22 protein-coding genes are annotated in these 25,033 nt (G+C 63.7%); 7 read left to right on the forward strand and 15 right to left on the reverse strand.

Features of this window, described 5'->3' with window-relative positions; all coding sequences use genetic code 11:
* Nucleotides 1–2: 2 nt before the first annotated feature.
* The 8 genes from FNA46_RS12395 to FNA46_RS12430 all read right to left on the reverse strand — a co-directional run bounded on the left by FNA46_RS12395 (nt 3) and on the right by FNA46_RS12430 (nt 7,272).
* Nucleotides 3–626: a riboflavin synthase gene (locus FNA46_RS12395; protein ID WP_143125516.1), complete on the reverse strand. Its 624-nt coding sequence runs from the start codon at nt 624–626 to the stop codon at nt 3–5.
* Entirely contained in the window at nt 608–1,738 is a 1,131-nt protein-coding gene (gene ribD / locus FNA46_RS12400; RefSeq protein WP_143125517.1) for a bifunctional diaminohydroxyphosphoribosylaminopyrimidine deaminase/5-amino-6-(5-phosphoribosylamino)uracil reductase RibD, read from the reverse strand. The genes FNA46_RS12395 and ribD overlap by 19 nt, the downstream gene beginning before the upstream one ends.
* Before the next feature lie 4 nt (nt 1,739–1,742).
* The gene (gene nrdR, locus FNA46_RS12405; RefSeq protein ID WP_143125518.1) at nt 1,743–2,222 is read right to left on the reverse strand and encodes a transcriptional regulator NrdR; all 480 of its coding nucleotides are present in this window, start codon (nt 2,220–2,222) and stop codon (nt 1,743–1,745) included.
* Between the two features lie 15 nt (nt 2,223–2,237).
* A complete protein-coding gene (glyA, locus tag FNA46_RS12410; protein ID WP_143125519.1) occupies nt 2,238–3,527 on the reverse strand; it encodes a serine hydroxymethyltransferase in 1,290 nt (429 codons plus the stop codon).
* A gap of 182 nt (nt 3,528–3,709) precedes the next feature.
* On the reverse strand, nt 3,710–4,288 hold the full coding sequence (locus FNA46_RS12415) for an NUDIX hydrolase (protein ID WP_246103050.1): 579 nt from the start codon (nt 4,286–4,288) through the stop codon (nt 3,710–3,712).
* Between the two features lie 89 nt (nt 4,289–4,377).
* Nucleotides 4,378–5,712, reverse strand: a complete 1,335-nt coding sequence (locus FNA46_RS12420) for a L,D-transpeptidase family protein (protein ID WP_143125520.1) — start codon at nt 5,710–5,712, stop codon at nt 4,378–4,380.
* Between the two features lie 377 nt (nt 5,713–6,089).
* Nucleotides 6,090–6,602 (reverse strand): transcriptional regulator LdtR, encoded by a 513-nt coding sequence (ldtR, locus tag FNA46_RS12425; protein ID WP_185969839.1) that lies wholly within the window; start codon nt 6,600–6,602, stop codon nt 6,090–6,092.
* A 229-nt stretch (nt 6,603–6,831) separates the two neighbouring features.
* Nucleotides 6,832–7,272, reverse strand: coding sequence for a DUF6163 family protein (locus tag FNA46_RS12430; RefSeq protein ID WP_143125522.1), 441 nt, complete (start codon nt 7,270–7,272; stop codon nt 6,832–6,834).
* Nucleotides 7,273–7,479: 207 nt separating this feature from the next.
* Between FNA46_RS12430 and hemB the strand changes: the two genes are divergently transcribed.
* The 3 genes from hemB (at nt 7,480) to FNA46_RS12445 (ending at nt 9,997) form a co-directional block, all read left to right on the forward strand.
* Nucleotides 7,480–8,493, forward strand: coding sequence for a porphobilinogen synthase (gene hemB, locus FNA46_RS12435; protein ID WP_143125523.1), 1,014 nt, complete (start codon nt 7,480–7,482; stop codon nt 8,491–8,493).
* A gap of 113 nt (nt 8,494–8,606) precedes the next feature.
* Entirely contained in the window at nt 8,607–9,065 is a 459-nt protein-coding gene (locus FNA46_RS12440) for an RDD family protein (protein ID WP_143125524.1), read from the forward strand.
* 164 nt (nt 9,066–9,229) lie between these two features.
* The gene (locus FNA46_RS12445; protein ID WP_143125525.1) at nt 9,230–9,997 is read left to right on the forward strand and encodes an arginyltransferase; all 768 of its coding nucleotides are present in this window, start codon (nt 9,230–9,232) and stop codon (nt 9,995–9,997) included.
* A gap of 433 nt (nt 9,998–10,430) precedes the next feature.
* Here FNA46_RS12445 and parC read toward each other — a convergent pair whose 3' ends face one another.
* A complete protein-coding gene (gene parC, locus FNA46_RS12450) occupies nt 10,431–12,692 on the reverse strand; it encodes a DNA topoisomerase IV subunit A (protein ID WP_143125526.1) in 2,262 nt (753 codons plus the stop codon).
* 182 nt (nt 12,693–12,874) lie between these two features.
* Here parC and FNA46_RS12455 point away from each other — a divergent pair, with 182 nt between their 5' ends.
* Nucleotides 12,875–14,062 (forward strand): hypothetical protein, encoded by a 1,188-nt coding sequence (locus FNA46_RS12455; protein ID WP_143125527.1) that lies wholly within the window; start codon nt 12,875–12,877, stop codon nt 14,060–14,062.
* Between the two features lie 54 nt (nt 14,063–14,116).
* On the opposite strand, the gene FNA46_RS12460 is transcribed toward FNA46_RS12455, so the two are convergent.
* The 6 genes from FNA46_RS12460 to FNA46_RS12485 all read right to left on the reverse strand — a co-directional run bounded on the left by FNA46_RS12460 (nt 14,117) and on the right by FNA46_RS12485 (nt 20,991).
* Nucleotides 14,117–16,210: a putative bifunctional diguanylate cyclase/phosphodiesterase gene (locus FNA46_RS12460; RefSeq protein ID WP_143125528.1), complete on the reverse strand. Its 2,094-nt coding sequence runs from the start codon at nt 16,208–16,210 to the stop codon at nt 14,117–14,119.
* Entirely contained in the window at nt 16,207–16,854 is a 648-nt protein-coding gene (locus FNA46_RS12465; protein ID WP_143125529.1) for a glutathione S-transferase family protein, read from the reverse strand. Before FNA46_RS12465 ends, FNA46_RS12460 begins: the two co-directional genes overlap by 4 nt.
* Nucleotides 16,855–17,180: 326 nt before the next feature.
* Complete coding sequence (locus tag FNA46_RS12470; protein ID WP_143125610.1) at nt 17,181–17,504, reverse strand: DUF1236 domain-containing protein; 324 nt, start codon at nt 17,502–17,504, stop codon at nt 17,181–17,183.
* A gap of 124 nt (nt 17,505–17,628) precedes the next feature.
* Nucleotides 17,629–18,309 (reverse strand): hypothetical protein, encoded by a 681-nt coding sequence (locus FNA46_RS12475; protein ID WP_143125530.1) that lies wholly within the window; start codon nt 18,307–18,309, stop codon nt 17,629–17,631.
* Between the two features lie 212 nt (nt 18,310–18,521).
* Nucleotides 18,522–20,312, reverse strand: a complete 1,791-nt coding sequence (aspS, locus tag FNA46_RS12480; RefSeq protein WP_143125531.1) for an aspartate--tRNA ligase — start codon at nt 20,310–20,312, stop codon at nt 18,522–18,524.
* A gap of 154 nt (nt 20,313–20,466) precedes the next feature.
* Nucleotides 20,467–20,991 (reverse strand): isoprenylcysteine carboxyl methyltransferase family protein, encoded by a 525-nt coding sequence (locus FNA46_RS12485; protein WP_185969834.1) that lies wholly within the window; start codon nt 20,989–20,991, stop codon nt 20,467–20,469.
* A gap of 297 nt (nt 20,992–21,288) precedes the next feature.
* Here FNA46_RS12485 and FNA46_RS12490 point away from each other — a divergent pair, with 297 nt between their 5' ends.
* The 3 genes from FNA46_RS12490 to FNA46_RS12500 all read left to right on the forward strand — a co-directional run bounded on the left by FNA46_RS12490 (nt 21,289) and on the right by FNA46_RS12500 (nt 24,978).
* Nucleotides 21,289–22,542, forward strand: coding sequence for an MFS transporter (locus FNA46_RS12490; protein WP_143125532.1), 1,254 nt, complete (start codon nt 21,289–21,291; stop codon nt 22,540–22,542).
* 91 nt (nt 22,543–22,633) lie between these two features.
* On the forward strand, nt 22,634–24,049 hold the full coding sequence (locus tag FNA46_RS12495) for a multicopper oxidase family protein (protein ID WP_143125533.1): 1,416 nt from the start codon (nt 22,634–22,636) through the stop codon (nt 24,047–24,049).
* A gap of 35 nt (nt 24,050–24,084) precedes the next feature.
* Complete coding sequence (locus FNA46_RS12500) at nt 24,085–24,978, forward strand: MBL fold metallo-hydrolase (RefSeq protein ID WP_143125534.1); 894 nt, start codon at nt 24,085–24,087, stop codon at nt 24,976–24,978.
* Nucleotides 24,979–25,033: the final 55 nt, after the last annotated feature.

Raw genomic sequence — 25,033 nt, forward strand, 5'->3', positions numbered from 1 at the left:
GGTCAACCGGCCTTCACGGCAGACGGAAACTCGGCCAGGCGCGCGGCATAGCGGGCCATGGTATCCACCTCGAAATTCACGAAATCGCCGGCCTTGCGCTCGCCCCAGGAGGTCACCTCCAGCGTGTGGCGGATCAGCAGGATGTCGAAATCCGTACCGTCCACGGCATTGACGGTGAGCGAGGTGCCGTCGAGCGCCACCGATCCCTTCGGCGCCACGAACCGTGCGAACTCGACCGGTGCACGCAGACGGATGCGGACGGCCTCGCCTTCCGGCGTGACGGACAGGATTTCCGCCTTGCCATCCACATGGCCGGAGACAATGTGACCGCCGAGTTCATCGCCGATCTTCAGCGCCCGCTCCAGGTTGACGCGGGTGCCGACGCTCCAGGAGGAGATCGTCGTCAGCCGCAGCGCCTCTTCCCAGGCTTCCACTTCGTACCAGCGCATGTTGCTGTCGCTTTCGGAGAGCTTCGTCACCGTGAGGCAGACGCCGGCATGCGAAATGGAGGCGCCGATATCGATCGTGGCGGGATCATAATTGGTGGCAATGCGCAGGCGGATGCCCTCATCGAGCGGCACCAGGTCGGACACGGTGCCGACATCCGTCACGATACCCGTAAACATTCAAATTCCCTTTCGTAATCACAGCAGGTGTCGGTGCCGAACCGCATGCGGCGGACCGGTTTGTACGCCTTCGGGATATCGTGTGCCGTTACCGGCGATTCAATGCCATCGGCGCCGATCACGCCTTTGCCCTGGAACAGCAGGATGCGATCGACCAGTCCGGCATCGAGGAAGGCACGGGCAACGGAGGCACCGCCCTCGACCAGCAGCGAGGACAGGCCGCGGTCGGCCAGTTGCGTGAGGAGCGACGAGAGGTCGTCCGCGGCGAGGATCTCGACGCCGGCTTGCGTGAGATGCTGGCGGCGGAGGTTTTCATCCGAAATGGAAACGTCGGGAGCAAAATCCCCCTCTGCGCTGCCAGCCGCAACGACGATGACCGGCACGTCCCTCGCGCTCCGCACCAGTTTCGATGTCAGCGGCAGACGCAGCTGGCGGTCGAGCACGATACGGACCGGCGAACGCTCTTCCAGACCCGGCAGCCTGACCGTCAGTTCCGGATCGTCGGCGATGGCTGTCCCGATGCCGACGAGGATCGCATCGATTTCAGCGCGCAAGGCATGCACCTGCGCACGCGATACGGGACCGGTGATCGCCACCTGCCCGGCATCGCGCCGGCCGATCATGCCATCGGCGGAAACCGCAAGCTTCAGCGTCACATGCGGGCGGCCCTTCATCTGGCGCATGAGATAGGCTTCGAGCGCCCGACGCCCCTCCTCCTCCAGCACGCCGCTGACGACCTCGATGCCCGCATCGCGCAAAATCGTGAGGCCACGGCCGGAGACGCGCGGATCCGGATCGGTGAGGCACACGACGACACGGGCAACGCCAGCCGCAACCAGCGCATTGGCGCAAGGGGGCGTCCTGCCGTAATGGGAGCAGGGTTCGAGCGTGACATAGGCAGTGGCGCCGCGCGCGCCCTCGCCCGCAAGGTCCAGGGCCTGGGTTTCCGCATGCGGACGCCCGCCGCGCGCCGTGACGGCAGAGCCCAGGATCACGCCATCCTTGACGATCAGGCAGCCGACGGACGGGTTGGTGGCGGTGAGACCCGTGTGGCGGCGCGACAGCCGGATGGCGGCCGCCATGAAGCGCCGGTCCTCGGGTGTCACGACCATCGGATCACGACTCCGCCGTCGAGTCGCGGCCGATCTTCGCGTTGATCTCGGCAATCACCTTCTCGAAATCCTCGGCATGCGAAAAATCGCGGTAGACCGAGGCATAGCGGACGAAGGCCACGTCATCGAGGCTCTTCAGCGCTTCCAGCACCTGCAGGCCGATTTGCTCGGAAGAGATCTCGCTCTCGCCCGAGCTTTCGAGCCGACGCACGATGCCGGATACCGCCCGCTCGATGCGATCGGCATCGACCGGGCGCTTGCGCAGGGCGATCTGGAAGGACCGCACCAGCTTGTTGCGATCGAAAGGCACCTTGCGGCCGGTCTTCTTGGTCACCGTCAGCTCGCGCAGCTGCACGCGCTCGAAGGTGGTGAAACGCCCGCCGCAATCCGGGCAGATGCGCCGCCGGCGGATGGAGGTGAAATCCTCCGCCGGACGCGAGTCCTTGACCTGTGTGTCTTCGGAACCGCAATAGGGGCAGCGCATCGACCGAATTGCCTCTTACATGTAGGGGTACATCGGGAAGCGGTCGGTGAGAGCCACGACCTTTTCGCGCACGGCGGCTTCCACGGCGGCATTGCCCTCATCCGAATTGGCGACCTTCAGGCCGTCGAGAACCTCGACGATCAGGTTGCCGATTTCGGCGAACTCGGCTTCCTTGAAGCCGCGCGTCGTCCCGGCCGGCGTGCCGAGGCGAACACCGGAGGTGACGAAAGGCTTTTCGGGGTCGAACGGAATGCCGTTCTTGTTGCAGGTGATGTAGGCGCGGCCGAGAGCGGCTTCCGCGCGCTTGCCGGTGGCATTCTTCTTGCGCAGGTCGACCAGCATCAGGTGGTTGTCGGTGCCGCCGGAGACGATGTCGAGATTGTGCTTGATCAGCGTCTCGGCCAGCGTCTTGGCGTTCTTCACTACCTGGGCGGCATAGTCCTTGAATTCCGGCTGCAGCGCCTCGCCGAAGGCAACGGCCTTGGCGGCGATCACATGCATCAGCGGACCGCCCTGCAGGCCGGGGAAGACGGCCGAGTTGAACTTCTTCGCCAGATCCTCGTCATTGGTGAGGATCATGCCGCCGCGCGGGCCGCGCAGCGACTTGTGGGTGGTGGAGGTGGCCACATGGCAATGCGGGAACGGCGACGGATGCACGCCACCGGCAACGAGGCCGGCGATATGGGCCATGTCGACCATCAGATAGGCGCCGACCGAATCCGCGATCTCGCGAAAACGCTTCCAGTCCCAGATGCGCGAATAGGCCGTGCCGCCGGCGATGATCAGCTTCGGCTTGTGCTCTTCGGCCTTGCGGGCCACCTCGTCCATGTCGAGCTGGTGATCATCTTCGCGAACGCCGTAGGAGACGACATTGAACCACTTGCCGGACATGTTGACCGGCGAACCATGCGTCAGGTGACCACCGGAATTCAGGTCGAGGCCCATGAAGGTATCGCCCGGCTGCAAGAGCGCCAGGAACACGGCCTGATTCATCTGCGAACCGGAATTCGGCTGGACGTTGGCGAAGTTGACGCCGAACAGCTTCTTGGCGCGTTCGATCGCGAGTTCTTCCGCGATATCGACGAACTGGCAGCCGCCGTAATAGCGCTTGCCCGGATAGCCCTCGGCATACTTGTTCGTCATGATCGAGCCCTGGGCTTCAAGCACGGCGCGGGAGACGATGTTTTCCGAGGCGATCAGCTCGATCTCGTGACGCTGACGACCGAGTTCCTTCTCGATGGCGCCAAAGATTTCCGGATCGGATTCGGAGAGCGGACGGGAGAAGAATGCATCTCGATGCGACATGTCAGGGCTCCTGCAAGAAACTGATGCGATGGCGTCATATCCCCCCGCCCCGGCAAGGGCAATACGTGCAGCGACATTTGCCGGGGGAGGCAGCGACCAAATTGCTACGTCGCACATTTTCCCGCGGTTTTCCGCTGCGTCAGGAGGTCGCGCATCCGTCTCCTGCCCCCAATCCGGCAGCGTCAGGTGCGGATATGGCCGGTCGCCATCAGCGCCAGACTGAGAGCCGCCACATGCATGGACTGGAGAATGCCCCCCGAGCGCAGGCCGGCGACCACCTCGGCAACCGGCGCAAGATGCACGCTCATGCCCTCCTCACCCGCCTCCAGGTTCGGCGCCCGATCGAAGGTCACACCGCGGGCCAGAAAAGTGTGGACGCGGTTGGTGTTGGTGGCCGGATTGGCATAGAGCGAACAGACGGGCTCCGGAAGGGCCGCCACGCGGTAGCCGGTTTCCTCCAGCAGTTCGCGGGCGGCGGCCCCGGCCAGCGATGGATCCTCGGGATCGGCAACGCCGCCCGGCAGTTCCGTGACCCAGGCGGCAACGCCATGCCGATACTGGCGCACCATCACCACCTCGTCGGCTTCGGTGATCGCAACGATGTTCACCCAGTCGGCATAGCTGAGGACGTAATAGGGGCTGATCTCGCGGCCGGACGGCGTCTGGCAGCGATCGGCACGCAGGTCGATCCAGCGGTCCTTCAGCAGGCGCTCCGAGCGGAGCACGGTCCAGTTCTTTTCCAGAGGCCCGTTCTTGTCCATCGGCGTGCTCCCCTGTGTCGCGCGTCTTTAGCCCATCATGAAAATGGCCGCCCGGTGGGGCGGCCATGCCGATGTGCTGAACCTGCCGCTCAATTGCGCGGCAGCATGTCGTCATCGATCGGGCCGGCATTCTGCTCGACGCCGGTCTTGGTCTGCAACGCAAGTTCGGTCGCACCGTCACGCAGGTAGATGTCGTCGCGGAACTGCACGACGCCGTCCTTCGCCGACCAGGCGGTGATGTAGACGAAATAGACCGGCACTTCGACCGCAAGCTTGATCGGGTTGTTCTGGCGCGAGGCGATGACGCGCTCGATTTCCTGGCGCGACCAGCCGGGCGTGTCGCGCAGCAGCCAGGTGATGAGGTCTCGGACGTTCTGCACGCGCACGCAGCCCGAGGATTCGAAGCGCATCAGCTTGTTGAACAGGCCCTGCTGGGGCGTGTCGTGCATGTATTCGTTGTTCGGGTTATGGAAGTTGATCTTGGTCGACGCCATGGCGTTGTTCTTGCCGGGGTCCTGCCGGAACATCAGGTTCGGCGCCTTGGGGGCGAACCAGTCCACGGTTTCCGGCGCCACTTCCTGACCGCGGCCATCGAACAGACGGATGTTGTTGCGCGACAGGTAGGTCGGGTCCTTGCGCATCAGCGGCACGATATCCTTCTCGATGATCGAGCGCGGCGCCGTCCAGTACGGGTTGAGGATGACCTCGTAAATCTTGGAATTGATCATGTGCGTCGGGCGGTCGATGCGGCCGACGACGGCGGTGTTGCGCAGCACGACGCGGCCGTTTTCGACAGCCTCGATATAGGCAGCGGGAATGTTGACCATCACATGCCGGTCGCCGAGATCGCCCGACATCGACTGGATGCGGACGAGATTGGTTTCCAGCTGGCCGAGGCGGGTCTGGGCCGGAATGTTCATCGCCTTCAGCGTGTAATCGCCGAGCACACCATCGACCGGCAGGCCGTGACGGGCCTGGAAGCGCTTGACGGCGCCATCCACGTAGGAATCGAAGGAATTGGACATGCCGGCCGAGCGCGGCAGGTCGCCTGCGATCATCAGGCGCTGGCGCAGCTGCTGGACGGCAGGTTCGGCAGAACCGATGCGGATGCCGGCCTGGCTGGGCTGCACCTGCGGCCAGCCACCATTCGCAACAATGGTCTGGTAAGTGGCGATCGCCTGCTGGAGATACATCGGCGAGGCCGGACCCAGCACCGGATTGTTGGACACAACCTCAACGGCCGTGCGGGAGGCGGCATTGGCATCAAACTGGTCATCCCAGGTGCCGCGTTGCGGGGCCGAAATGATCTCCTGCAGCGCATCCTGCGCAAGCGCAGGCGCCGCGAGAGCAACCGCCCCCAAGGAAGCAGCCGACCGCAGCACGGTCCGGCGGGACAGAAGTTCGGATTCGCTCTTTTTCGACATCATTCGATCCACGTTATCCGCAAACACATCAGGCGTGCATACACGGATATGGTTAACAAAGCATCCTGTGGCGATGTTCCATCCCGCAGCCTGCGGGATGGGCCGGCCGCTCAAGCAAGCCGGAAGATTCCACAACCAGATATGGCGGGTCCCATAGCAATATGGCCACATCTTGTCAGCACAAAGCCGCTCACGTCGGCGTGTTGCAACGTGAGTTTTGCCTGCTGTTGCAAGACTTCATCGCCGGCGCGCCGCTGGCGGGGCACACAGCGCGAAAACCGGATGCGCAGGGGACGCATCCGGTTCCGATCGCGACTGGAGGTTCTGGGATCAGTCAGCGGCGATGGGGAAGGAAAAGCGCGGGAGGAGCGCACTCTTCAGAGGCGGTACATGATGGAGTCGTTCCAGAAGCGGTCGAGGCGCTGCAGCAGCTTGTTCATCTGGGCGAATTCGCCCTCGCCGATGCCGCCGACCTTTTCGATGGAGCCGATATGGCGCTCATAGAGCTTGGCAACCACCTCGGCGATCTCCTGGCCGGACTTGGTCAGGCTGATGCGGACCGAGCGGCGGTCGATGCGCGAACGCTGATGGTTGATGAAGCCCAGATCGACCAGTTTCTTGACGTTATACGAAACGTTAGAACCGAGGTAGTATCCACGCGAGCGCAACTCGCCGGCGGTCAGTTCGGAGGTCCCGATATTGAAGAGCAGGAGGGCCTGCACCGCGTTGACGTCGTCACGACCCTGGCGGTCGAACTCGTCCTTGATGACATCGAGCAGTCGCCGATGCAGTCGCTCGACCAGATGCAGCGACTCCATATAGAGGCTGCGGATCGTTTCATCCTGGGCGTCGGCCACAGACTGCGCCTGGGGCTTGATCTTGGTGTTCAACATGTCTGCCTCACTGTTTCGTTTGGCGGTGTCTGTTTTCCCGCCTTGTGAGAGACACTATCGAATGCGCATAAAATTCGACTTAAAACACAGGGCTAACAAGGGTTTAACCGCTGAGCCACCGGCTTGCGCCACCCCCGGGAGCGTAACCCGTCCCGAATATGCGCCCATATTTTTCAAGGACTTGCGCAAGATTTCGGTGGCAAGAGACACGGAAAATCCGTCGCAATCAGGGTAAATCGACCCTTACCCGTTCCTCCTGCTTGCGCCGTTCATCGAGCCAGATGGCGAGCCGGAAGACCACGTAAAGCAGCGCCACGAGCGCGTGCGTCAGCGGGATGATGAGATTGCGACCGAAGATTTCAGGCCAGACCTCGTACATGCCGAGCTGGATGCCGGCGGCGATGGCCCAGAGTACCGGGCCCCAGGACACCGCCAGCCACAAGCCGAGCGCTGCCACCGGATAGACAACGGCAAGCGAGGCTGCCGCGGCACGCCAGGGAAGGTTGAGCAGGTCGAAACGGGCGCGCCCCTCGAAGGAATAGCCAACGAGCATGCCCCAGTATTGCAGGCCGAACCACAGGCAGACCACGGCGATCAACCTGAGGAAGACCACGAACAGGATCTCGGTGAGACTGAGCCTCGGTGTCGCGGGTGAATCAGCGTCCATGGCGCGGAAGATAGACCGGTTCCGTGCCGCCCGCCAGCCGGGAGGGTGTGTTTGGATGGGGAGGACAGGGCGGCCGCGCCGCCGCCCTGTCCACACTGGCCGCCGAGGCGGGCGATCGTTCTGCCTGCGGCAGCCTGCCTCTTCGCAAAGCGGGCACCAGCATGATAAGCCAGCCGCAATACTGGAATTGACGAAAGCGAGCCCGCCATGAACGACAAGACCCACCTCGTGGACGAGATCACCGGCCACCGTCGCATGCGTCGCAACCGCAAGGCCGACTGGACGCGGCGTCTGACCCAGGAAAACAGGCTCACGGTGGACGACCTGATCTGGCCGATCTTCATCGTGCCCGGTCAAAACATTGTCGATCCGATCCGCGCCATGCCGGGCGTCAACCGGATGAGCGTCGACAAGGCAGTGGAAGCCATCCGCGAGGCAGCCGATCTCGGTATTCCAGCCATCGCCCCCTTTCCGGACGTGGAGATGGACAAGCGCGACCCGACCGGCTCGGAAATTCTCGCGCGCGACAACCTGATCAACCAGTTCGCCCGCGCGGTGAAGACGGCGGTGCCCAATATCGGCCTCATCACCGACGTGGCGCTCGATCCGTTCACCAGCCACGGCCATGATGGCATTTTGCGCGACGGCATCATCGTCAACGACGAGACGGTGGACCAGGTGGCACGCGCCGCCGTGATGCAAGCGGATGCCGGCGCCGACATCATCGCGCCGTCCGAAATGATGGACGGGCGCATCGGCGCGATCCGCCGCGCGCTCGACGCGGCCGGCCACCAGGATGTCGGCATCATGTCCTATGCCACGAAGTTTTCCTCGGGCTTCTATGGCCCCTATCGTGAGGCGATCAACACCGGCGGCCTCTTAAAGGGCGACAAGAACAGTTATTACATCAGCCCGGCCAACGGCACGGAGGCGCTGCGCGACGCAGCACTTGACGTGGAGGAAGGCGCCGACATGCTGATGGTGAAGCCGGGCCTTGCCTATCTCGACATCTGCTGGCGCATGAAGGAGGCTTTTGGCCTGCCGACCTTCGCCTATCAGGTTTCCGGCGAATACACCCAGATCAAGGCGGCCGCCATGAACGGCTGGATCGATGGCGAGCGGATCATGATGGAGACGCTGCTCTGCTTCAAGCGGGCCGGCTGCGACGGGATCCTCACCTATTTCGCGGTGGATGCGGCGCGCAAGCTGAAGAGCGCCTGAAGAAGCCCCGGCGGGCAGGATCGTATGGGCGCCCAGCGCGCCCCTCGCCTTTCCACCTTGTGAAGGGGGCCGAAGGCTCCCATATCAGGGTGGAACAACGGAGCCCGAAAACCATGTCGCTGGACAATTCCCCCATCATTGCCGCACCGGATGACTGGCGCGCCTATAGCGGTGTGCTGTCCCGGCGCGTGTTTGCCTTTATCGTTGATTACGTGATGGTGCTGCTGCTGTGCATACCGGCTTCCGTCGTGGTGTTCTTCCTCGGCGTCATCACGCTCGGTCTCGGCTGGTTCCTGTATTCGGCCCTCTTCGTCATCGTTGCCCTGCTCTACTTCGGTTTCACCCTGGGCGGCCGCACGCAGGCCTCTCCGGGCATGCGGATGATGGGTCTCGTGATGCTGCGGCTCGATGGCCGGCGCATCGACTTCCTGACCGCCATCGTTCACATGGTGCTGTTCTGGATCCTGAACTCGGTGCTGACGCCGCTCATCCTGCTGGCTGGCCTCTTTACCAACCGATCGCGTCTTGTGCATGATCTCCTGCTCGGCACCGTGATCGCCCGTGCAGACTGAACAGTCGTTTGCCCCGCATCGGCCTCTTCCCGGTGCGGATGACCTTCGCGGAAGGTTGACGTTTTTCTAACTTGCGCCATGCTATTGCCGTGGCGCTCGCAAATCATGTTGCGCAACCCACGCATTTCAGCGGCAAGTCTTGCAACGAAGGTCAATTTGCGCGGATGAATACACAGGCGACGCCCTCTCCGCAGTTTTATCTGACAGCCCCGGCAGCATGTCCCTACCTTCCCGGCGAGATGGAGCGAAAGGTCTTCACCCATCTGGTTGGCCAGCGTGCGACGGAGATGAACGACCTTCTGACACAAGGCGGCTTCCGCCGCTCGCAGAACATCGCCTATCGCCCCGCCTGCGAAGGCTGCCGCGCCTGCGTGTCCGTGCGCATCCTGGCCAATGAATTCGTGCCCAACCGCACCATGCGCAAGCTGATCGCCGTCAACGGCGATCTCGTCGGCACCATGCTGCCGGCCCAGCCCTCCACCGAACAGTTCGCGCTGTTTCGCCGCTATCTGGACGACCGCCACCCGCGCGGCGGCATGTCCGACATGTCGGCGCTCGACTATGCGATCATGGTGGAGGACACGCATGTGAACACCCGCCTCATAGAATACCGCAAGCGCGTGCCGGGCGCCGGGCTCGGCGACCAGCCCAAGGGCGAACTGGTTGGCGTGGCGCTGACGGACCTGATGAGCGATGGCCTGTCGATGGTCTATTCCTTCTTCAACCCGAAGCTCGACCGCCGCTCGCTCGGCACCTTCATGATCCTCGACCACATTGCGCGTACCCACCAGATGGGCCTGCCGCATGTCTATCTCGGCTACTGGGTGCGCGGCTCCGCCAAGATGCACTACAAGACCCGCTACCAGCCGCAGGAACACCTGACGCCGCGCGGCTGGGAACGCTACAGCGAAGCCGACGACAGCGAAGGTTGATGCAACACGTGCGCACAGGCACGCCTCTCGTCGCATGCGCAGATCTGCGCCATGCTCAGCTCTCCCAATCCTGGAGGAGAGCCCATGGCATACAAGGTGACCATCGGCAAATCAGGTGATATCTTCGTCTTGCCGCTGCCGCAGGAGGCCGTCGGGCGCCTTGGACTGCCCGAAGGCTAGTCGGCCGACCTGCATCTCGACCAGACGGGGCTCTACCTGTCCGTGGCGGAGGTGCCCGCCGAAGACGCCTTTGACCAGCAGCTTGAAGCGGCCCGATGGATCATGCGCAAATACAATGTCGCGCGGGAGAAGCTCGCAAGGGAGTGACCACCGGAACGCCATCCGGTGAACACGGAGCAACCGCTGGCATAGACCCTTGCTGTGTCACGCCCTTGCAACGGCAAAGTCGCGCGCCCGTCTTGCCAAAATCACGTCAGCCGCTGAACTTGCCGCTGCGCGGAAAACCCTTCGGCACGGTGCGACCGACGGTGGCGCGGTCGGCCAGCCATTCTGCCAGTTCGTCCTTGTTGCGGGTGAAGCTGCGGCCGGCGCTGTCTTCCCAGGTCAGGCCGTCAGCGATGGCGAAGCACTTGATGTCGGAAATGCCACCATCCTTGTAGCGCTGCAGGCGCACGCCCTTGCCGCGCGTCATTTCCGGCAGTTGCGCCAGCGGGAAGACCAGAAGCTTGCGGTTCTCGCCGACGATCGCCACATGGTCGCCGCTGACGGGCACGAGGAGCTTCGTCTCGTCCGGCATCGACACGTTCATGATCTGCTTGCCCTTGCGGGTGTTGGCGATCATCTCGCTTTCCGCCACGATGAAGCCGTTGCCGGCCGTGGAGGCGATGATCAGCTTGCGCGCCGGGTCATGCACGAAGGCGGTCAGCACATCCTGATCGTTTTCCATGTCGACCATGATGCGGATCGGTTCGCCATGGCCGCGCCCGCCCGGCAGCTTGTCGGCGCCGAGCGTATACGCCTTGCCGCCAGTGGTAACCAGCAACAGCTTGTCGGTGGTCTGGGCCGGGAACGCGAGCTTCGGCCCGTCGCCTTCCTTGAAGGTGAGGCCGGACGTATCGGCGATATGGCCCTTCAGCGCACGGATCCAGCCCTTCTGCGAGATGATGACGGTGATCGGTTCCTTCTCGATCATCGCCTGCTGGATGGCTTCCACATCGGCGTCCGGTGCCTCGGCGAACTGCGTCAGGCGGGCAAAGGGCTTGCCGCGGCCCTTGGCAAAGTTTTTCCGCACATCCTGGATCTCGTGCTCGATCACCTTCCACTGCTTGTCGTCGGAGGAGAGCAGAGCCTCGATATCGGCCTTTTCCTGGCTCAATTCGTCGAATTCCTTGCGGATCTCGAATTCCTCCAGCTTGCGCAGATTGCGCAGGCGCATGTTGAGGATGGCTTCGACCTGGACCTCGGTCAGATCCCATTTGGCGACCATGACCGGCTTCGGCTCGTCTTCCTCGCGGATGATGCGGATCACCTCGTCGAGGTTGAGATAGGCAATCAGCAGGCCACCCAGGATTTCCAGGCGCCGGTCGATGGCGGCGAGCCGGAAGCGCGAGCGGCGGATCAGCACCTCCTTGCGGTGCTGCAGCCATTCGAGCAGAACTTCATTCAGCGCCATGACCTTGGGAACGCGGCCCATGGACAGCACGTTCATGTTGAGCGGGAAGCGGCTTTCCAGCTCGGTGAGGCGGAACAGCGATTCCATCAGAAGCGTGGCATCGACCGTGCGGCTCTTCGGCACCAGCACGATGCGGATATCTTCCGCCGACTCGTCACGGATGTCTTCGAGCAGCGGCAGCTTGCGGGCCACCAGCAGTTCGGCGATCTTCTCGATCAGGCGGGACTTCTGGACCTGATAGGGAATTTCGGAGATGACGATCTGGTAGCCGCCCCGGCCGAGATCCTCCGTCTCCCACTTTGCGCGCACGCGAAAACCGCCGCGACCGGTCCGGTAGGCGTCGATGATCTGCTCACGGCTGTCGATGATGATGCCGCCCGTCGGCATATCCGGGCCGGGAATGAATTCAACGAGCTTCTCGATGGAGGCATCGGGATGGCGGATCAGATGCAGCGCGGCATCGCAGAGTTCATGCGCATTGTGCGGCGGAATGGAGGTGGCCATGCCGACCGCGATACCGGAGGCGCCGTTGGCCAGCAGATTCGGGAAGGCGCCCGGCAGAACCGTCGGCTCCTCGTCTTCCTCGTTGTAGGTGGGGCGGAAATCCACCGCATCCTGGTCGACACCTTCGAGCAGAAGGGCGGCAACCTCGGTCATGCGCGCTTCGGTGTAACGATAGGCAGCAGCGCTGTCGCCATCGATGTTGCCGAAATTGCCCTGCCCGTCGACGACCGGATAGCGCTGCGAGAAATCCTGGGCGAGACGCACCAGCGCATCATAGACCGACTGGTCGCCGTGCGGATGGAACTTACCGATGACGTCGCCAACGATACGCGCGCATTTCTTGAAGGCGGAGTTCGGACGGATGCCCATCTCGCTCATGGCGTGGATGATGCGCCTGTGCACCGGCTTCAGGCCGTCGCGCACATCAGGCAGAGCGCGATGCATGATCGTCGAGAGCGCATAGGCGAGATAACGCTCTTCCAGCGCCGCCTTCAGATCGATCGGCAGGATATGGTCGTCGTCGCCGTCGCCGGGCGGTGGTGTCAGGTTCTGTCCCATGCCTCCTTGCTACCGGAAAGGCGAATTGCGGGCAAGAAAAGCCGCTGAACCGCCTGTGGATGAAGGGCTTTGATCCTCACACATGCCAATTTTTTATGATCCGAAGGCCGTGGACCTTTAACGGTGTCAGCCTATAACTGCTGCAGAACAAACTTTGGCCCTACGGCCGCCTGGAGGATTGCATGACCCTGCTTCGCTCAACCCGTACTCTGCTTGCCGGCAGTATGCTTGCCTTCGCTGCCGCACCGGCCTGGGCACTGGATGGCACCGACCTGCTCAACAAGATCACCCGCGCCGCAAACCTGGAAGCGGGCAATCTGGCAGTCACCGGCATCGACGTGTCCGGCCAGCGTGTCACGCTGAAGGGCCTGTCGGTCGGCGAGGGCGGCGGTGAACGTCTCACCATTGGCGACGTGGTGCTGGACGGCGTCACCGAGGAAGCCAACGGATCCTATGCGATCGACAAGGTCACCTTTCCCAATGTGAACCTCAGCGAGGAGAAAGCACAGATCTCCGCCTCCGACATGTACCTCTCCGACGTCGTGGTTCCCGGCGACACCAGCGGAGACACCCTCGATTCCATGCTTTTTTACGGCGAGGCCCACATGGGGCCGATGCAGATCACCGTCGAGGGCCAGAAGGTCTGGGCAATCAGCGAGATCTCGGTGACCATGGAGCGCAGCGAGGACGATTCCGGCCTGAGCTTCGACGGGACCATCGATGGCATTGCGGCCGACCTCTCCAGCATTGATGACATCAAGACGCGCGAAGCGCTGCAGAGCCTCGGCCTCACGCAGATTGCCGGCAAGATCACCATGCAGGGCGACTGGGAAATCGCCAGCGGCACCTTCGACATCAGCGAATATGCCTTCGACTTCGCCAATATCGGCCGCCTCAACATTGCCGCCACCATTTCCGGCTATACACCGGCCTTCATGAAAGCCGTGCAGGAAACAACGCGCTCCCTGCAGAACAATCCCAACAAGGAAGCCGCCCAGCAGGCCCAGATGTTCGCCATCTTCGGCCTCTTGCAGCAGTTGAGCTTCAACCGCGCCGAGGTCCGCTTCGACGATTCCGGCATCACCAACAGGGCGCTGTCCTTCGCCGGCAAAAGCCAGGGCGTTTCCGGCGACCAGATGGCAATGATGGTGAAGGGCTCGGTGCCGCTGATCGTGGCGCAGTGGAACCTTCCGACGCTGCAGAACAGCCTGTCGGCAGCGGTCAACGCCTTCATCGATCACCCGCGCAACCTGACGGTCACCGCCGAGCCGGCCAACCCTGTGCCGTTCCCGATGATCATCGGCGCAGCGCAGTCTGCCCCGAACACGCTTCCCGACGTGCTCGGCATCAAGGTTTCGGCAAACCAGTAATCACAAGGCATGCCAGAGGCCTGCCGCCCGATGTGGCGGGCCTCTGGCCCACGGTCACAGACAGCCGAGCGCCAGATGCCGCGCGCTGTCTGCCCGGGCATCCTCTTCCCTCTGGCTGTACAGCATGGCCTCCAGTTCCGGCACCGGCACCGGCCGGCCATACAGGAAACCCTGCAGTTCGTGGCAGCCATGGGCAAAGGCCCAGTCTGCGGCAGCCTGCGTCTCGATACCTTCCGCCACGATCCGCACCTGCATGAAATTGCACATGTCGATGACGAGCCTCAGGATCTGCTCGTTGCGCGGCAGGCCACCGATCAGGCTGCGATCGATCTTGATGCAATCGACGGCCATCTCGTTCAGGCGCGCGAGATTGGAATAGCCCGTGCCGAAATCATCGATCGCGATACGCACGCCGAGCGCCCGTACTTGTGCCAGATTCTCGTGCACCACCGGATTGCTTTCCAGCAGCAGCGTTTCGGTCAGCTCCAGTTCCAGCTTGCCGGGATCGACATCGTAACAGGCCATCAGGCGGCACACGAGGGCTGAAAAATCAGCCTCGCACAACTGGCGCAGGGACACATTGACGGAAACGGCGAGATCGAAGCCGGCCTCTGTCCAGATGCGCTGCTGGCGCAACGCCTGCTCGAGGATCATGGCGCCAACCTGGTTGACCAGCCCGGCCTTTTCCGCCAGCGGAATGAATTCCGATGGGAAAACCAGTCCGCGATCCGGATGGTTCCAGCGGGCGAGCGCTTCCACCGCCACGATACGCCCATCTCCAGCCGAACAGCGCGGCTGGTAATAGGCTTCGATCTGGCCGCGCCGCAACCCTTCCCGCAGATCCGCCAGAAGCTCCATCGCATCGTCGCGGCGGTGGCGCATGCGCTCCTCGTAGACGCAGAACTGGTTGCGCCCGGCCGCCTTTGCCTCGTACATGGCCAGGTCCGCCTTCTGCATCAGAAGCTGCGGATCGCTGCCCTGTTCGGGAAAGCGGGCAATGCCGACACTCGGCGTCACCATCAGCTTGCGGCGGGCGCCCTGGACGGGCATGGCCAGCTGCGTCAGGATCTGCCCTGCGAGCTCCTCGATGCGCCCCTTCTCGTACGGTTCCTCCGCCGCCAGGAACAGAAACTCGTCGCCCCCCAGGCGGATCACGGCATCATGCTTGCCGCGCAGGGCAAAAAGCCGTCGGGACACCTCCATCAGCACCGCATCGCCCTGCAGATGGCCGAGCGTGTCGTTGATGGCCTTGAACTGATCGAGGTCGATGAACAGCACGCCGATACCTGCCCCGGTTTCCTCCGTGCGGCGCACCAGCGTCTCGAACAGAAGCGGCATGGCAAGCCGGTTCGGCAGGCCGGTGAGCGGGTCATGATGTGCACGCGAATGGGCAAGCTCTTCCGCCTCCTTCAACTCGCTCACATCCGTCTCGCTGATCAGGATCGAGGGCTGGCCGGACGCGGGGTCGTGGCAGGCGCGCGCCGTCATCTCATGCCAGCGGATGCCGCGCGAGGTGGACACCTCGGCGATCAGGCTCACCTCGCCATTCGTACCGACGCCGGACAACAGCGCCTCGTAATCGTCCGGGCGAATGAAACGCCGGGCAAGCTGGTCATGATTGGCATCGAAGCTGGCCCGCGCCGCCGGATTGCAATAAAGCGTGCGGCCGCTGCGATCATGCAGGGAAATCATCAGCTGCGTATGCAGCAGCGCATCGGCGCTGCGCAGCGCCTCCGGCGGCAGCCCCGCCTCGTCCCGGCCCTCGCACAGCATGGCCATGCGCCCGTCTTCCAGCCTGACTCCGCTGAAGCGCACGCGCAAAGGGCGCGGCACGCCGCGGGGATAAAGCGTCCACATTTCGGAGAACACGGCATCACGGGCGATGAAATCGGCCTGGTATTGCCGCAGACGCCGCTCGACCGCCGGCGACATGCCGTTCTTCAGGTTGCGCGCATAAAGCTCTGCTGCCGTATCGGCCGCCCAGATTTCCAGCGCCGCCGCATTGGCCCACACAACCCGGCCGTGGTCGAAATCGAACACCCACACGGCAGTGCTCAGCCGCTCCAGCATCCAGCGGCTGTCGCTGACCAGCCCCACCGGTTGCTCGGCGACAAAGAGATCCGTCGCGTGGGCCCTGCCCTTTGTCATGCAGCATGTCCGGCAGCAAAGGGTTTGGCAGTGGAACAGAGCTCCGAAAGCGGCACGTAGCCCGGCTGCTCGCGCACACGCTCCATCCAGGAACAAACGGAGGGGAAGTCCTGCATGGCGATGCCAGCCTCGTCGCCCACATGCACATAGCCATAAAGGGCGATGTCGGTGATGCCGTAGCGGTCGCCGAGCATGAAGGCATTGCCGGCCAGGTGCGCATCAAGTGTTGCCAGCCCTGCCCTCGCCTTCTCGCGCCAGGCGGCGATGTCCGCCTCGCGTCCCTTGCCGAGATGCGGCGCGATGTGGCCGAGGAATCGGGCGGGCGAAATATGGGGCTCCAGCTTGGACTGCTCGAAGAACATCCATTGCAGGCTTTTGGCTCGTTCCAGAGCGGTCTGCGGCATCAGGGAAGATCCATCCGCGATCAGCCACAGCATGGCGTTGGATTCGCCGAGGCCCACGCCTTGCGTGGTCATCAGATAGGGCACGGCGCCGGCAGGATTGATCCGGCGAAACGCATCTCCGCGTGTCTCGCCCTTCAGGACATCCACCTCAAGTACAGAAAAGGAAATGGAAAGCTGACACAAGGTCAGAAATGGCTTGAAACAGTTACCTGATCCCCGCGTGGCGTAAAGCACATACATCCGACACCCTCTCCTCTTTGAGAACGTCTTAGGTTACGCCAATCAGGATTGAAAAAACGTTTTGAAAACACCTTGAATTTTGCCGGACAACATGTCGACACTTTTCCACTTCGGAAAAGCTTTGGCAACAGTTTTACGCTGTTGTCACCACACGGATCGCGGCTGCGGCATTGACCGCACCAACAAAGGATTGCAGGACGACAGGCACCGCCTTTCGTCCCCGCTTCACCCGCCAGTTCGACGCGCACCGGAGAGACGGGGCCGTAAAACGATAGGGGCAGGCGGTTTCCCGCCTGCCCATCGACAGATGTCGCTCTTGCAAAGGATCAGTCCAGAACCTCGATCACTTCGCGGGTTTCCGGGTCCACCACCACGCGACGCTGGTTGACAATGGTATAGGCATAGCCGCCATCGCCGTCGATCACGTGGGTCTCCACCTCCTGCGGCAGGACGCGGCCGACCAGCACGTCGCCATTATAGTTCACCGACGGCACCTCCTGGCGCATGACATAGGTGCGCACACTGGAGGGAACCTCGCGCACGACGACGGCGCCCGGCGCGGGCTGGTCGGTGACGATGACGGTCGACTGGGCGAAGGCCGCGGTCGAGATGAGAAGGGCCGCCGATGCGGCCATGAGGGTGTGGCTGATGGTCTTCAGCATGATGCTCTCCTCGGGCGTTGATGCTGGCGGGACAATGTCCGGCCCGGGAGATGGTTCCGCGGAGCGGGACGCCCTGAGGCCGCCCCGCTCCGCCAAAGTGATCAGACAACAGTCAGAAACTGCGCAGCAGGCGCTGTGCAGGGACCCCCGTCCGGTCCGCCGCGATGCTGGCCTCGATGATGTTGCCGTTGCGGCCGTTCGAGGGTGCCGTCTGGACCGGTGCGGCCGGCTGTGGCGCGGCGGGCACCGCCGGTGCGAGGCGTACCGTGCGCGGCGAGACGGACGGCGCGATGGCATCACAATTGCCCGATGCGGTCTTTTCCACCTTCGGCGCGCCGCTGCCGTCATTCAGGTAGCGGATCGCCTGCGAGCAGGTCTTGCCGCCGCTCGTCACGGAATAGACGGAATAGCCCTGCACGCCGGGCGGCAGGTGGCTCATGTCGACCGTGAGAAGGCCGGGGCCGGCCGCCGCCAGAGGTGCGGTCAGAGGTGCAGCGTGATCAAACGCCTGCATCATGCGGGCCGCCTGCAGATCCATCGCGGCCGAGATCTGCTCGATTGCGGCGAAGGGATCGGCGGCAAGACCGTCATCGAAGACCGGCACCAGGATGCGGTCGCTGCGCGTGTCATAGCTTACCTTCGGCGGCTGGTCGCCGAGGTAGCGGATGTGCTCGATGCTGCCATCCGGCAGGCGGACGGTCATGTCGTGCATGGCATCACGGGCAAAGGCGGTGCCGGCCATCACGACCGCAAGACCGGCGCCGGCAAGAACGAGGGAACGAAGGTTACGCATGGCTATCTCCATTGATCTGTCATGAAGAACGTCGCTCTTCCGCATCCCCGTATGCTGCGGAAGCGGCGCCCTGCCCTGCCGATGATCGCCCGCTCCCCGGCCATTTTGTGGCAATGCAACCGAGTGGGCCGCACCGCACGCGAATGTGAAAACGCCGCCGGCGAGAGGCTCACCGGCGGCGTCTGATCTCTCCAAAGGGAGGGGCTAGCCCCTCAGTCCTTCTTCTGCGGCGGGATGACGCGCAGCGACAGTTCCATCAGCTGCTTCGGCATGGCCGGCGCGGGCGCGTTCATCAGAAGATCCTGCGCCTGCTGGTTCATCGGGAACAGCGTGATCTCGCGAAGGTTCTTCGCACCGACGAGCAGCATGACGATACGGTCGATGCCGAAGGCGCAGCCGCCATGCGGAGGCGCGCCATACTGGAAGGCGCGGTACATGCCGCCGAAACGCTCTTCCACATCCGCCTTGGAAAGGCCGACCAGTTCGAAGGCTTTGACCATCAATTCGGGCGACTGGTTACGGATCGAACCGGACGCGATCTCGAAGCCGTTGCAGACGGCATCATACTGGAAGGCCTTGATGGTGAGCGGATCCTGACTCTCCAGCGCTTCCAGACCGCCCTGCGGCATCGAGAAGGGGTTGTGCGCGAAGTCGATCTTCTTGTCTTCCTCGTTCCATTCGAAGAAGGGGAAGTCGACGATCCAGCAGAACTCGAAGCGGTCACGATCAACGAGGTTCAGGTCCTCGCCGACGCGGGTGCGCGCTTCACCGGCAAACTTGTAGAACTTTGCGGGTTCGCCAGCGACGAAGAAGCAGGCATCGCCAGCCTCAAGGCCGAGCTGCGTGCGGACGGCTTCCGTGCGCTCCTCGCCGATGTTCTTGGCGAGCGGGCCGGAACCGCCGATCTTGCCGTCCTCTTCCTTCCAGAAGATATAGCCGAGGCCGGGCTGACCCGCGGACTGCGCCCAGGCGTTCATGCGGTCGCAGAAGGCGCGGGAGCCGCCGGTCTTGGCCGGGATCGCCCAGACCTGAACCTTCGGGTTGGACGCGATCATGTTCGCAAAGACCTTGAAGCCGGAGCCCGCAAAATGCTCGGTGACGTTCTGCATCTCGATCGGGTTGCGCAGGTCCGGCTTGTCGGAACCGTACTTGCGGATCGCCTCGTCGTAAGGAATGCGCGGCCACTGCTTTGTCACCGGCTTGCCTTCGGCGAACTGCTCGAAGACCTTCGTCATCATCGGCTCCATCGTGCCCCAGACATCTTCCTGGGTGACGAAGCTCATTTCGACGTCGAGCTGGTAGAATTCGCCCGGCAGGCGATCGGCGCGCGGGTCTTCGTCACGGAAGCAGGGCGCGATCTGGAAATAGCGGTCGAAGCCGGCCACCATCAGGAGCTGCTTGTACTGCTGCGGCGCCTGCGGCAGGGCGAAGAACTGGCCGGGATGGATGCGGCTCGGCACGAGGAAGTCGCGCGCGCCTTCCGGCGAGGAGGCCGTCAGGATCGGCGTCGAATATTCGGCAAAACCGGCAGAGGTCATGCCCGACCGCATCGAGGCGATGATCTGCGTGCGGCGCACGATGTTCTTGTGCAGCGTCTCGCGGCGCAGGTCGAGGAAGCGGTACTTCAGGCGCACATCTTCCGGATAGTCCGGCTCGCCGAACACCGGCAGCGGCAGTTCCTTGGCGGCAGACAGGATTTCGATTTCCCTGGCATAGAGTTCGATCTCGCCGGTGGCCATCTGCTTGTTGATCGTCTCGTCGGAGCGGGCCTTCACGACGCCATCGATGCGGATCACCCATTCGCCGCGCACGGTCTCGGCCACCTTGAAGGCCGGGCTGTCGGGGTCGGCGACGACCTGGGTCATGCCGTAATGGTCGCGCAGGTCGATGAAGAGAACGCCGCCATGATCGCGGACGCGGTGAACCCAGCCGGACAGGCGAACGGTTTCGCCGACATCGGACTTGCGAAGGGCTGCACAGGTGTGGCTGCGGTAACGGTGCATTTTCGAGATCCTGGAATCACTTGTGCCGGCGCAGGCCGCAATGGCCGGGCCGGCAGGGGAAAATCGGGCGGAAAAGCGCATGGCCCGCCCGCTTTGTCAAGGCGGAACCGGTTCTGCGCCCGATTGCGGCTGTCCGCGCGCCGCCGGCCATGGCTCAGTCCTTCGCGGAAAACAGGTCCCGCATCGCGGCTTCCTCCTGGCGAATGCGGATCACCAGGATGACCAGATAGACCGGCAGACCGACGACAAGCGTCACATAGGCATGGAAGATGAGGGCGAAGCCGATCAGTTCCGGCAGGATGTTCAGGAAATAGTTGGGGTGACGCACCGTGCGGAACAGCCAGTGCCTGTTCACCACATGATCGCGGGCGATCATGATCTTCACCGTCCAGATCGGCCCGAGCAGCCGCACGATCCAGACCAGCATCAGGATAGCGGCGCCATAGAGACCAAATCCCGTCAGCGACACCGCATCGAACCGGGTGGCGCGTGCAATCCCCTCGCCGAGGCAGGCGACATAGTAGAGTACATGGGCGAACGCCAGCAGGCGGGTGTTGAGCGCCCCGTGCTCCACGGCACCGTCGCGCCGCAGCGCCGCCTCATGCCGCTTCGAGACCACGAGACTGGAGAGACGAATCGCCGCCCCGACCAGAAAGACTGCGATCAGCAGGAAATCCATGGCACGCCGCCTCCGCCGCCGGCTCGACCTTTGGGGCGGGCAGTCGTCCGGCGGATACCGACCGAACCCCGCTACGGCACACCCGCGCGACATTGGTAGAAGCCTGTCGGCCACCGTTCAAGCACATTCCCGCCGCGCAGGCCCTCTGCCGGTGCCGTGGTGCTCATCGATCACGCCCGCTGATCGACAAATTCATCCTGTGAACTATCTTCTCGGCCGGCAGGCGGCTACAAGAATCGCAGGGTTTGCGATGAAGGTTGCAGGGCCCCGCGTTCTTCTCATGGCTGTCCGGTGCCGATGTCGACCATACGTCCGCTTGTTCCCCTTCTCGTCACGGCGGGCATTCTCATCGGCGGCAACGGCCTGCAGGGCACGTTCATCGCGCTGCGCGGTTCGGCGGAAGGATTTTCGCCCTCCACCATCGGCCTGATCGGCGCGGGCTACAGCATCGGCTTTGCGCTCGGTTGCCTCTATATCACCCGCATCCTGCGCTCGATCGGCCATATCCGCACGTTTGCGGCCATGGCGGCGATTGCCGCCTCCTGTTCCATCCTGATGCCGCTCGTCATCGCGCCGCTGTTCTGGACGCTGATGCGCTTCATCATCGGCCTCTGCGTGGCGGGCCTCTTTGCCGTGGTGGAAAGCTGGATCAATGCCAAGGTCACCAACGAGAACCGCGCCCGCACGCTCTCCGTCTATCGTCTGGTGGACCTCAGTTCCGTGACGGTGGCGCAATACATCATTCCGACCTTCGGCGTCGAAGGGCCGGTAATCTTCTCGCTTATCGCCATTGCCATGGCGCTGTCGCTGGTCCCGATCTCGGTTGCCGATCGCTCCAGCCCGACGCCGCCGGAAGCGATCAGTTACGATATCCGCGCCGTGTGGCGCATCTCGCCACTCTCTGTGGTCGGCGTCATCGCGGTCGGCCTCAGCATGGCCGCCTTCCGCAATATCGGGCCGATCTATGCGCAGGATATCGGCATGGATATCACCGAGATCGCCACCTTCATGAGCGCCGGAATCATCGGCGGCGTGGTGCTGCAATATCCGCTCGGGATCTTTTCCGACCGGCTCGACCGGCGCAAGGTGATCATCTGGGCGACCATCGGCACGATCCTGACCGGCGGCTACCTGTCCTTCTTCGCCGGCACCGACGAGACGGCCAATATCATCGCCATCTTCATCTACGGCGCCTTCGCCATGCCGCTTTATTCGCTGTGTTCGGCGCATGGCAATGATTTCGCCAAGCCCGGCGAACATGCGCTGGTCTCGGCGGGCCTCCTGTTCTTCTGGTCGATCGGCGCGACCGTCGGGCCGCTGATCGCTTCGCTGCTGTTGCAGTTCATCGGGCCGCAGGTGTTCTTCATCTACACCTCGTTCATCTTCATGGGCTTCCTCTGGTACACGCTGGTGCGCATGCGCGCCCGCCCCGCCGTGCCGCCTGAAAGCCGACCGGGACGTTTTCGCGCGCTCTTGCGCACCTCTGCCTATTTCAACCGGCTGGCCGGCGCGCCGGGCGACGACCGCAAGGACGGCCCGCCCCGGTCGTGACCTGCGGCAAATTCGCGTATCCCTCTCTATTGCTGAATGCTGCGCTCAGCTTTAATCAGGACGCAGATGCATGCCAGCCGGAGGCCACGCCATGGTTCACCTGTCCCGCCGCACCCTGCTGAAGGGCGCCGCCGCGCTTGGCGCCTACGGCATCGGGCTGGGGGCCGCGAGCCTTTACCGCAGCGCGGAGGCCGCCACTCCGGTGACGCTGGAAGCAAAGACCGCCGATGCGCTGCTGGACGGCCAGCACCTGACGAAGGGTGTGATGACATACGGCGCGGACGGCGCGGCGGATGCGATGACCGGCCCGCCGATGCCGCCGACGCTGCGGCTGCGCAAGGGCGAACCCTTTGCCGCCAAACTCATCAACCGGCTGGACGAGCCGACAACCATCCACTGGCACGGCCTGCGGGTCGATAACCGCATGGATGGCGTCCCCTTCCTGACGCAGCCTTACGTCTATACCGGCGACAGTTTCGACTATGCCTTCACGCCGCCGGATGCCGGCACCTTCTGGTATCACCCGCACTGCAACACGCTGACCCAGATGGGCCGCGGCATGACGGGGTTGCTGATCGTCGAAAACCCCGAAGATCCCGCCTTCGACGCCGAGATCGCCGTCAACCTGCGCGACTGGCGTCTGGGCAGCGACGGCCAGTTCATCGAGCAGTTCAAGCCGCGTGACGCCGCCCGCAACGGCACCTTTGGTACCGTGCGCGGCGCCAACTGGCAGGTGGAACCGGCCTTCGATGCACCCGCCGGCGGGCTGGTGCGCGTACGGCTGGTGGCGACCGACGTGACCCGCATCTATACGCTCAAGCTTGCCGGGGCGGACGCCGTGATCGTGGCGCTGGACGGCCAGCCGCTGCCCGCCCCCGTACCGCTCGATCAGGCGGTCCTCGGCCCCGGCCAGCGCGCCGATCTGGTGCTGCGCATGCCGGATGGCGAAGGTCAGACGGTATCGCTCGTCGATGCGCGCCCCTCCACCGCGAAAACCGTCGCCACATTCCGCGCCACCGGATCCTCGCTGAAGCGCGACCTTCGCGCCGTTGCGGCGCTCGCCGCCAATCCCTTCACGCCGCCGGACCTCAAGAATGCCGAGGCGGTGCCGCTGGTGCTGAGCGCCACCGCGGAAAACGCGGCGCGCGAATCCTTCTGCGGCTCGCTCGGCTATTCCTTCTGGGCGATCAACAAGGTGCCGTGGCCGGGCGATACCTCCGACCCGACGGCGCCGCTGGCGGAACTCAAACGCGGGCGCACCTATCTCCTCAACCTGGAAAACCTCACGCCGCATCTGCACCCCATCCACCTGCACGGGATGAATTTCCAGGTCGTCTCCTCGAGCGTCCGCAGCGTCCCGCCGCTGATTTCCGACACCTATCTCGTGCTGCCGGACGAAAAGGTGCAGCTGGCGCTGGTGGCCGACAATCCGGGCGACTGGGTTCTGCATTGCCACATCATCGAACACCAGAAGGCCGGCATGACGAGCTATGTGCGGGTGGTGTGACGCCACGCGCCGAACGTCCCGACCGGGAGACAGACATGAGTGACCTGACCGCCACGCTTCGGGTGCTGGAACCCGCTCCCGGCCTCCTTGCCTTCTATGACGGCCGCATTGCGGGCAAGCGCCTCCATTCGGACGCGCGCAACTGGATGGATGACGGCGCCTATGCGCTCGGCATCGCAAGCTATGCGCTGATCTGCGGCGACGAGGCGCTGGTCTACGACACGCATATCTCGACCGCGCATGCGACCCTCATCCGCCGGCATCTTGCCGAGCGCGGCGTGCGGCACACCACGCTGGTGCTCAGTCACTGGCACACCGACCACATTGCCGGCATCACCGCCTTTGCCGATTGTCCCATCATCGCCAATCCGCTGACGGCGCTGGCGATGGTCGAGAACGAGGCGGCGCTTGCCGCCAAGGACCCGCCGATCCATCCGCTGGTGCCGCCGAACCGGCTGTTCGACGACCGGCTGGAACTGACGGTCGGCGACCGGACGGCGCATCTTTTGCAGTTCGACATCCACAGCGCCGATGGCACCGTGCTGTGGCTACCCGAGGAGCGGCTGCTTCTCGCGGGCGACACGCTGGAGGACACGGTGACCTATGTCTCCGAGCCGCACGGCATCTGCCGCCATATCGCGGAGCTTCACCGTCTCGCAAGCCTGCCGGTGCACCGCATCCTGCCCAATCACGGCAGCGAGGCGGCGATTGCCGCAGGCGGCTACAGCCCCGATCTCATCACCGCCAACCGCGCCTATCTGGAGCGGCTTCTGTCGCGCATCGAGGACCCCTCGCTCGACGCCGAGAGCCTGGAAAGCTTCGTGGCACCCGAAATCGCCACCGGCAGCATCGGCTATTTCGCCCCTTACGAGCAGGTGCACCGGGACAATATCCAGACGCTCCGTCAAAGCCTTGGCCGCACGCCCTGAGCTTTTCCGGCATGAACTTTCCACCGGGAATAGCGGGCGGACCGGCAAATGCGGG

It is taken from the genome of Affinirhizobium straminoryzae (genome assembly GCF_007004135.1).
GTDB lineage: Bacteria > Pseudomonadota > Alphaproteobacteria > Rhizobiales > Rhizobiaceae > Neorhizobium > Neorhizobium straminoryzae.

Bases quoted from the DNA above. Each gene is read 5' to 3' on its own strand.
- FNA46_RS12430 (WP_143125522.1), bottom strand. From the start codon at position 7,272: ATGGACGCTGATTCACCCGCGACACCGAGGCTCAGTCTCACCGAGATC.
- FNA46_RS12500 (WP_143125534.1), top strand. From the start codon at position 24,085: ATGAGTGACCTGACCGCCACGCTTCGGGTGCTGGAACCCGCTCCCGGC.
- FNA46_RS12465 (WP_143125529.1), bottom strand. From the start codon at position 16,854: ATGTATGTGCTTTACGCCACGCGGGGATCAGGTAACTGTTTCAAGCCA.
- parC (WP_143125526.1), bottom strand. From the start codon at position 12,692: ATGGGACAGAACCTGACACCACCGCCCGGCGACGGCGACGACGACCAT.
- FNA46_RS12415 (WP_246103050.1), bottom strand. From the start codon at position 4,288: ATGGACAAGAACGGGCCTCTGGAAAAGAACTGGACCGTGCTCCGCTCG.
- FNA46_RS12395 (WP_143125516.1), bottom strand. From the start codon at position 626: ATGTTTACGGGTATCGTGACGGATGTCGGCACCGTGTCCGACCTGGTG.
- FNA46_RS12420 (WP_143125520.1), bottom strand. From the start codon at position 5,712: ATGTCGAAAAAGAGCGAATCCGAACTTCTGTCCCGCCGGACCGTGCTG.
- FNA46_RS12475 (WP_143125530.1), bottom strand. From the start codon at position 18,309: ATGCGTAACCTTCGTTCCCTCGTTCTTGCCGGCGCCGGTCTTGCGGTC.
- FNA46_RS12440 (WP_143125524.1), top strand. From the start codon at position 8,607: ATGTCGCTGGACAATTCCCCCATCATTGCCGCACCGGATGACTGGCGC.
- hemB (WP_143125523.1), top strand. From the start codon at position 7,480: ATGAACGACAAGACCCACCTCGTGGACGAGATCACCGGCCACCGTCGC.
- glyA (WP_143125519.1), bottom strand. From the start codon at position 3,527: ATGTCGCATCGAGATGCATTCTTCTCCCGTCCGCTCTCCGAATCCGAT.
- ribD (WP_143125517.1), bottom strand. From the start codon at position 1,738: ATGGTCGTGACACCCGAGGACCGGCGCTTCATGGCGGCCGCCATCCGG.
- FNA46_RS12485 (WP_185969834.1), bottom strand. From the start codon at position 20,991: ATGGATTTCCTGCTGATCGCAGTCTTTCTGGTCGGGGCGGCGATTCGT.
- nrdR (WP_143125518.1), bottom strand. From the start codon at position 2,222: ATGCGCTGCCCCTATTGCGGTTCCGAAGACACACAGGTCAAGGACTCG.
- aspS (WP_143125531.1), bottom strand. From the start codon at position 20,312: ATGCACCGTTACCGCAGCCACACCTGTGCAGCCCTTCGCAAGTCCGAT.
- FNA46_RS12495 (WP_143125533.1), top strand. From the start codon at position 22,634: ATGGTTCACCTGTCCCGCCGCACCCTGCTGAAGGGCGCCGCCGCGCTT.
- FNA46_RS12455 (WP_143125527.1), top strand. From the start codon at position 12,875: ATGACCCTGCTTCGCTCAACCCGTACTCTGCTTGCCGGCAGTATGCTT.
- FNA46_RS12490 (WP_143125532.1), top strand. From the start codon at position 21,289: ATGTCGACCATACGTCCGCTTGTTCCCCTTCTCGTCACGGCGGGCATT.
- FNA46_RS12460 (WP_143125528.1), bottom strand. From the start codon at position 16,210: ATGACAAAGGGCAGGGCCCACGCGACGGATCTCTTTGTCGCCGAGCAA.
- FNA46_RS12445 (WP_143125525.1), top strand. From the start codon at position 9,230: ATGAATACACAGGCGACGCCCTCTCCGCAGTTTTATCTGACAGCCCCG.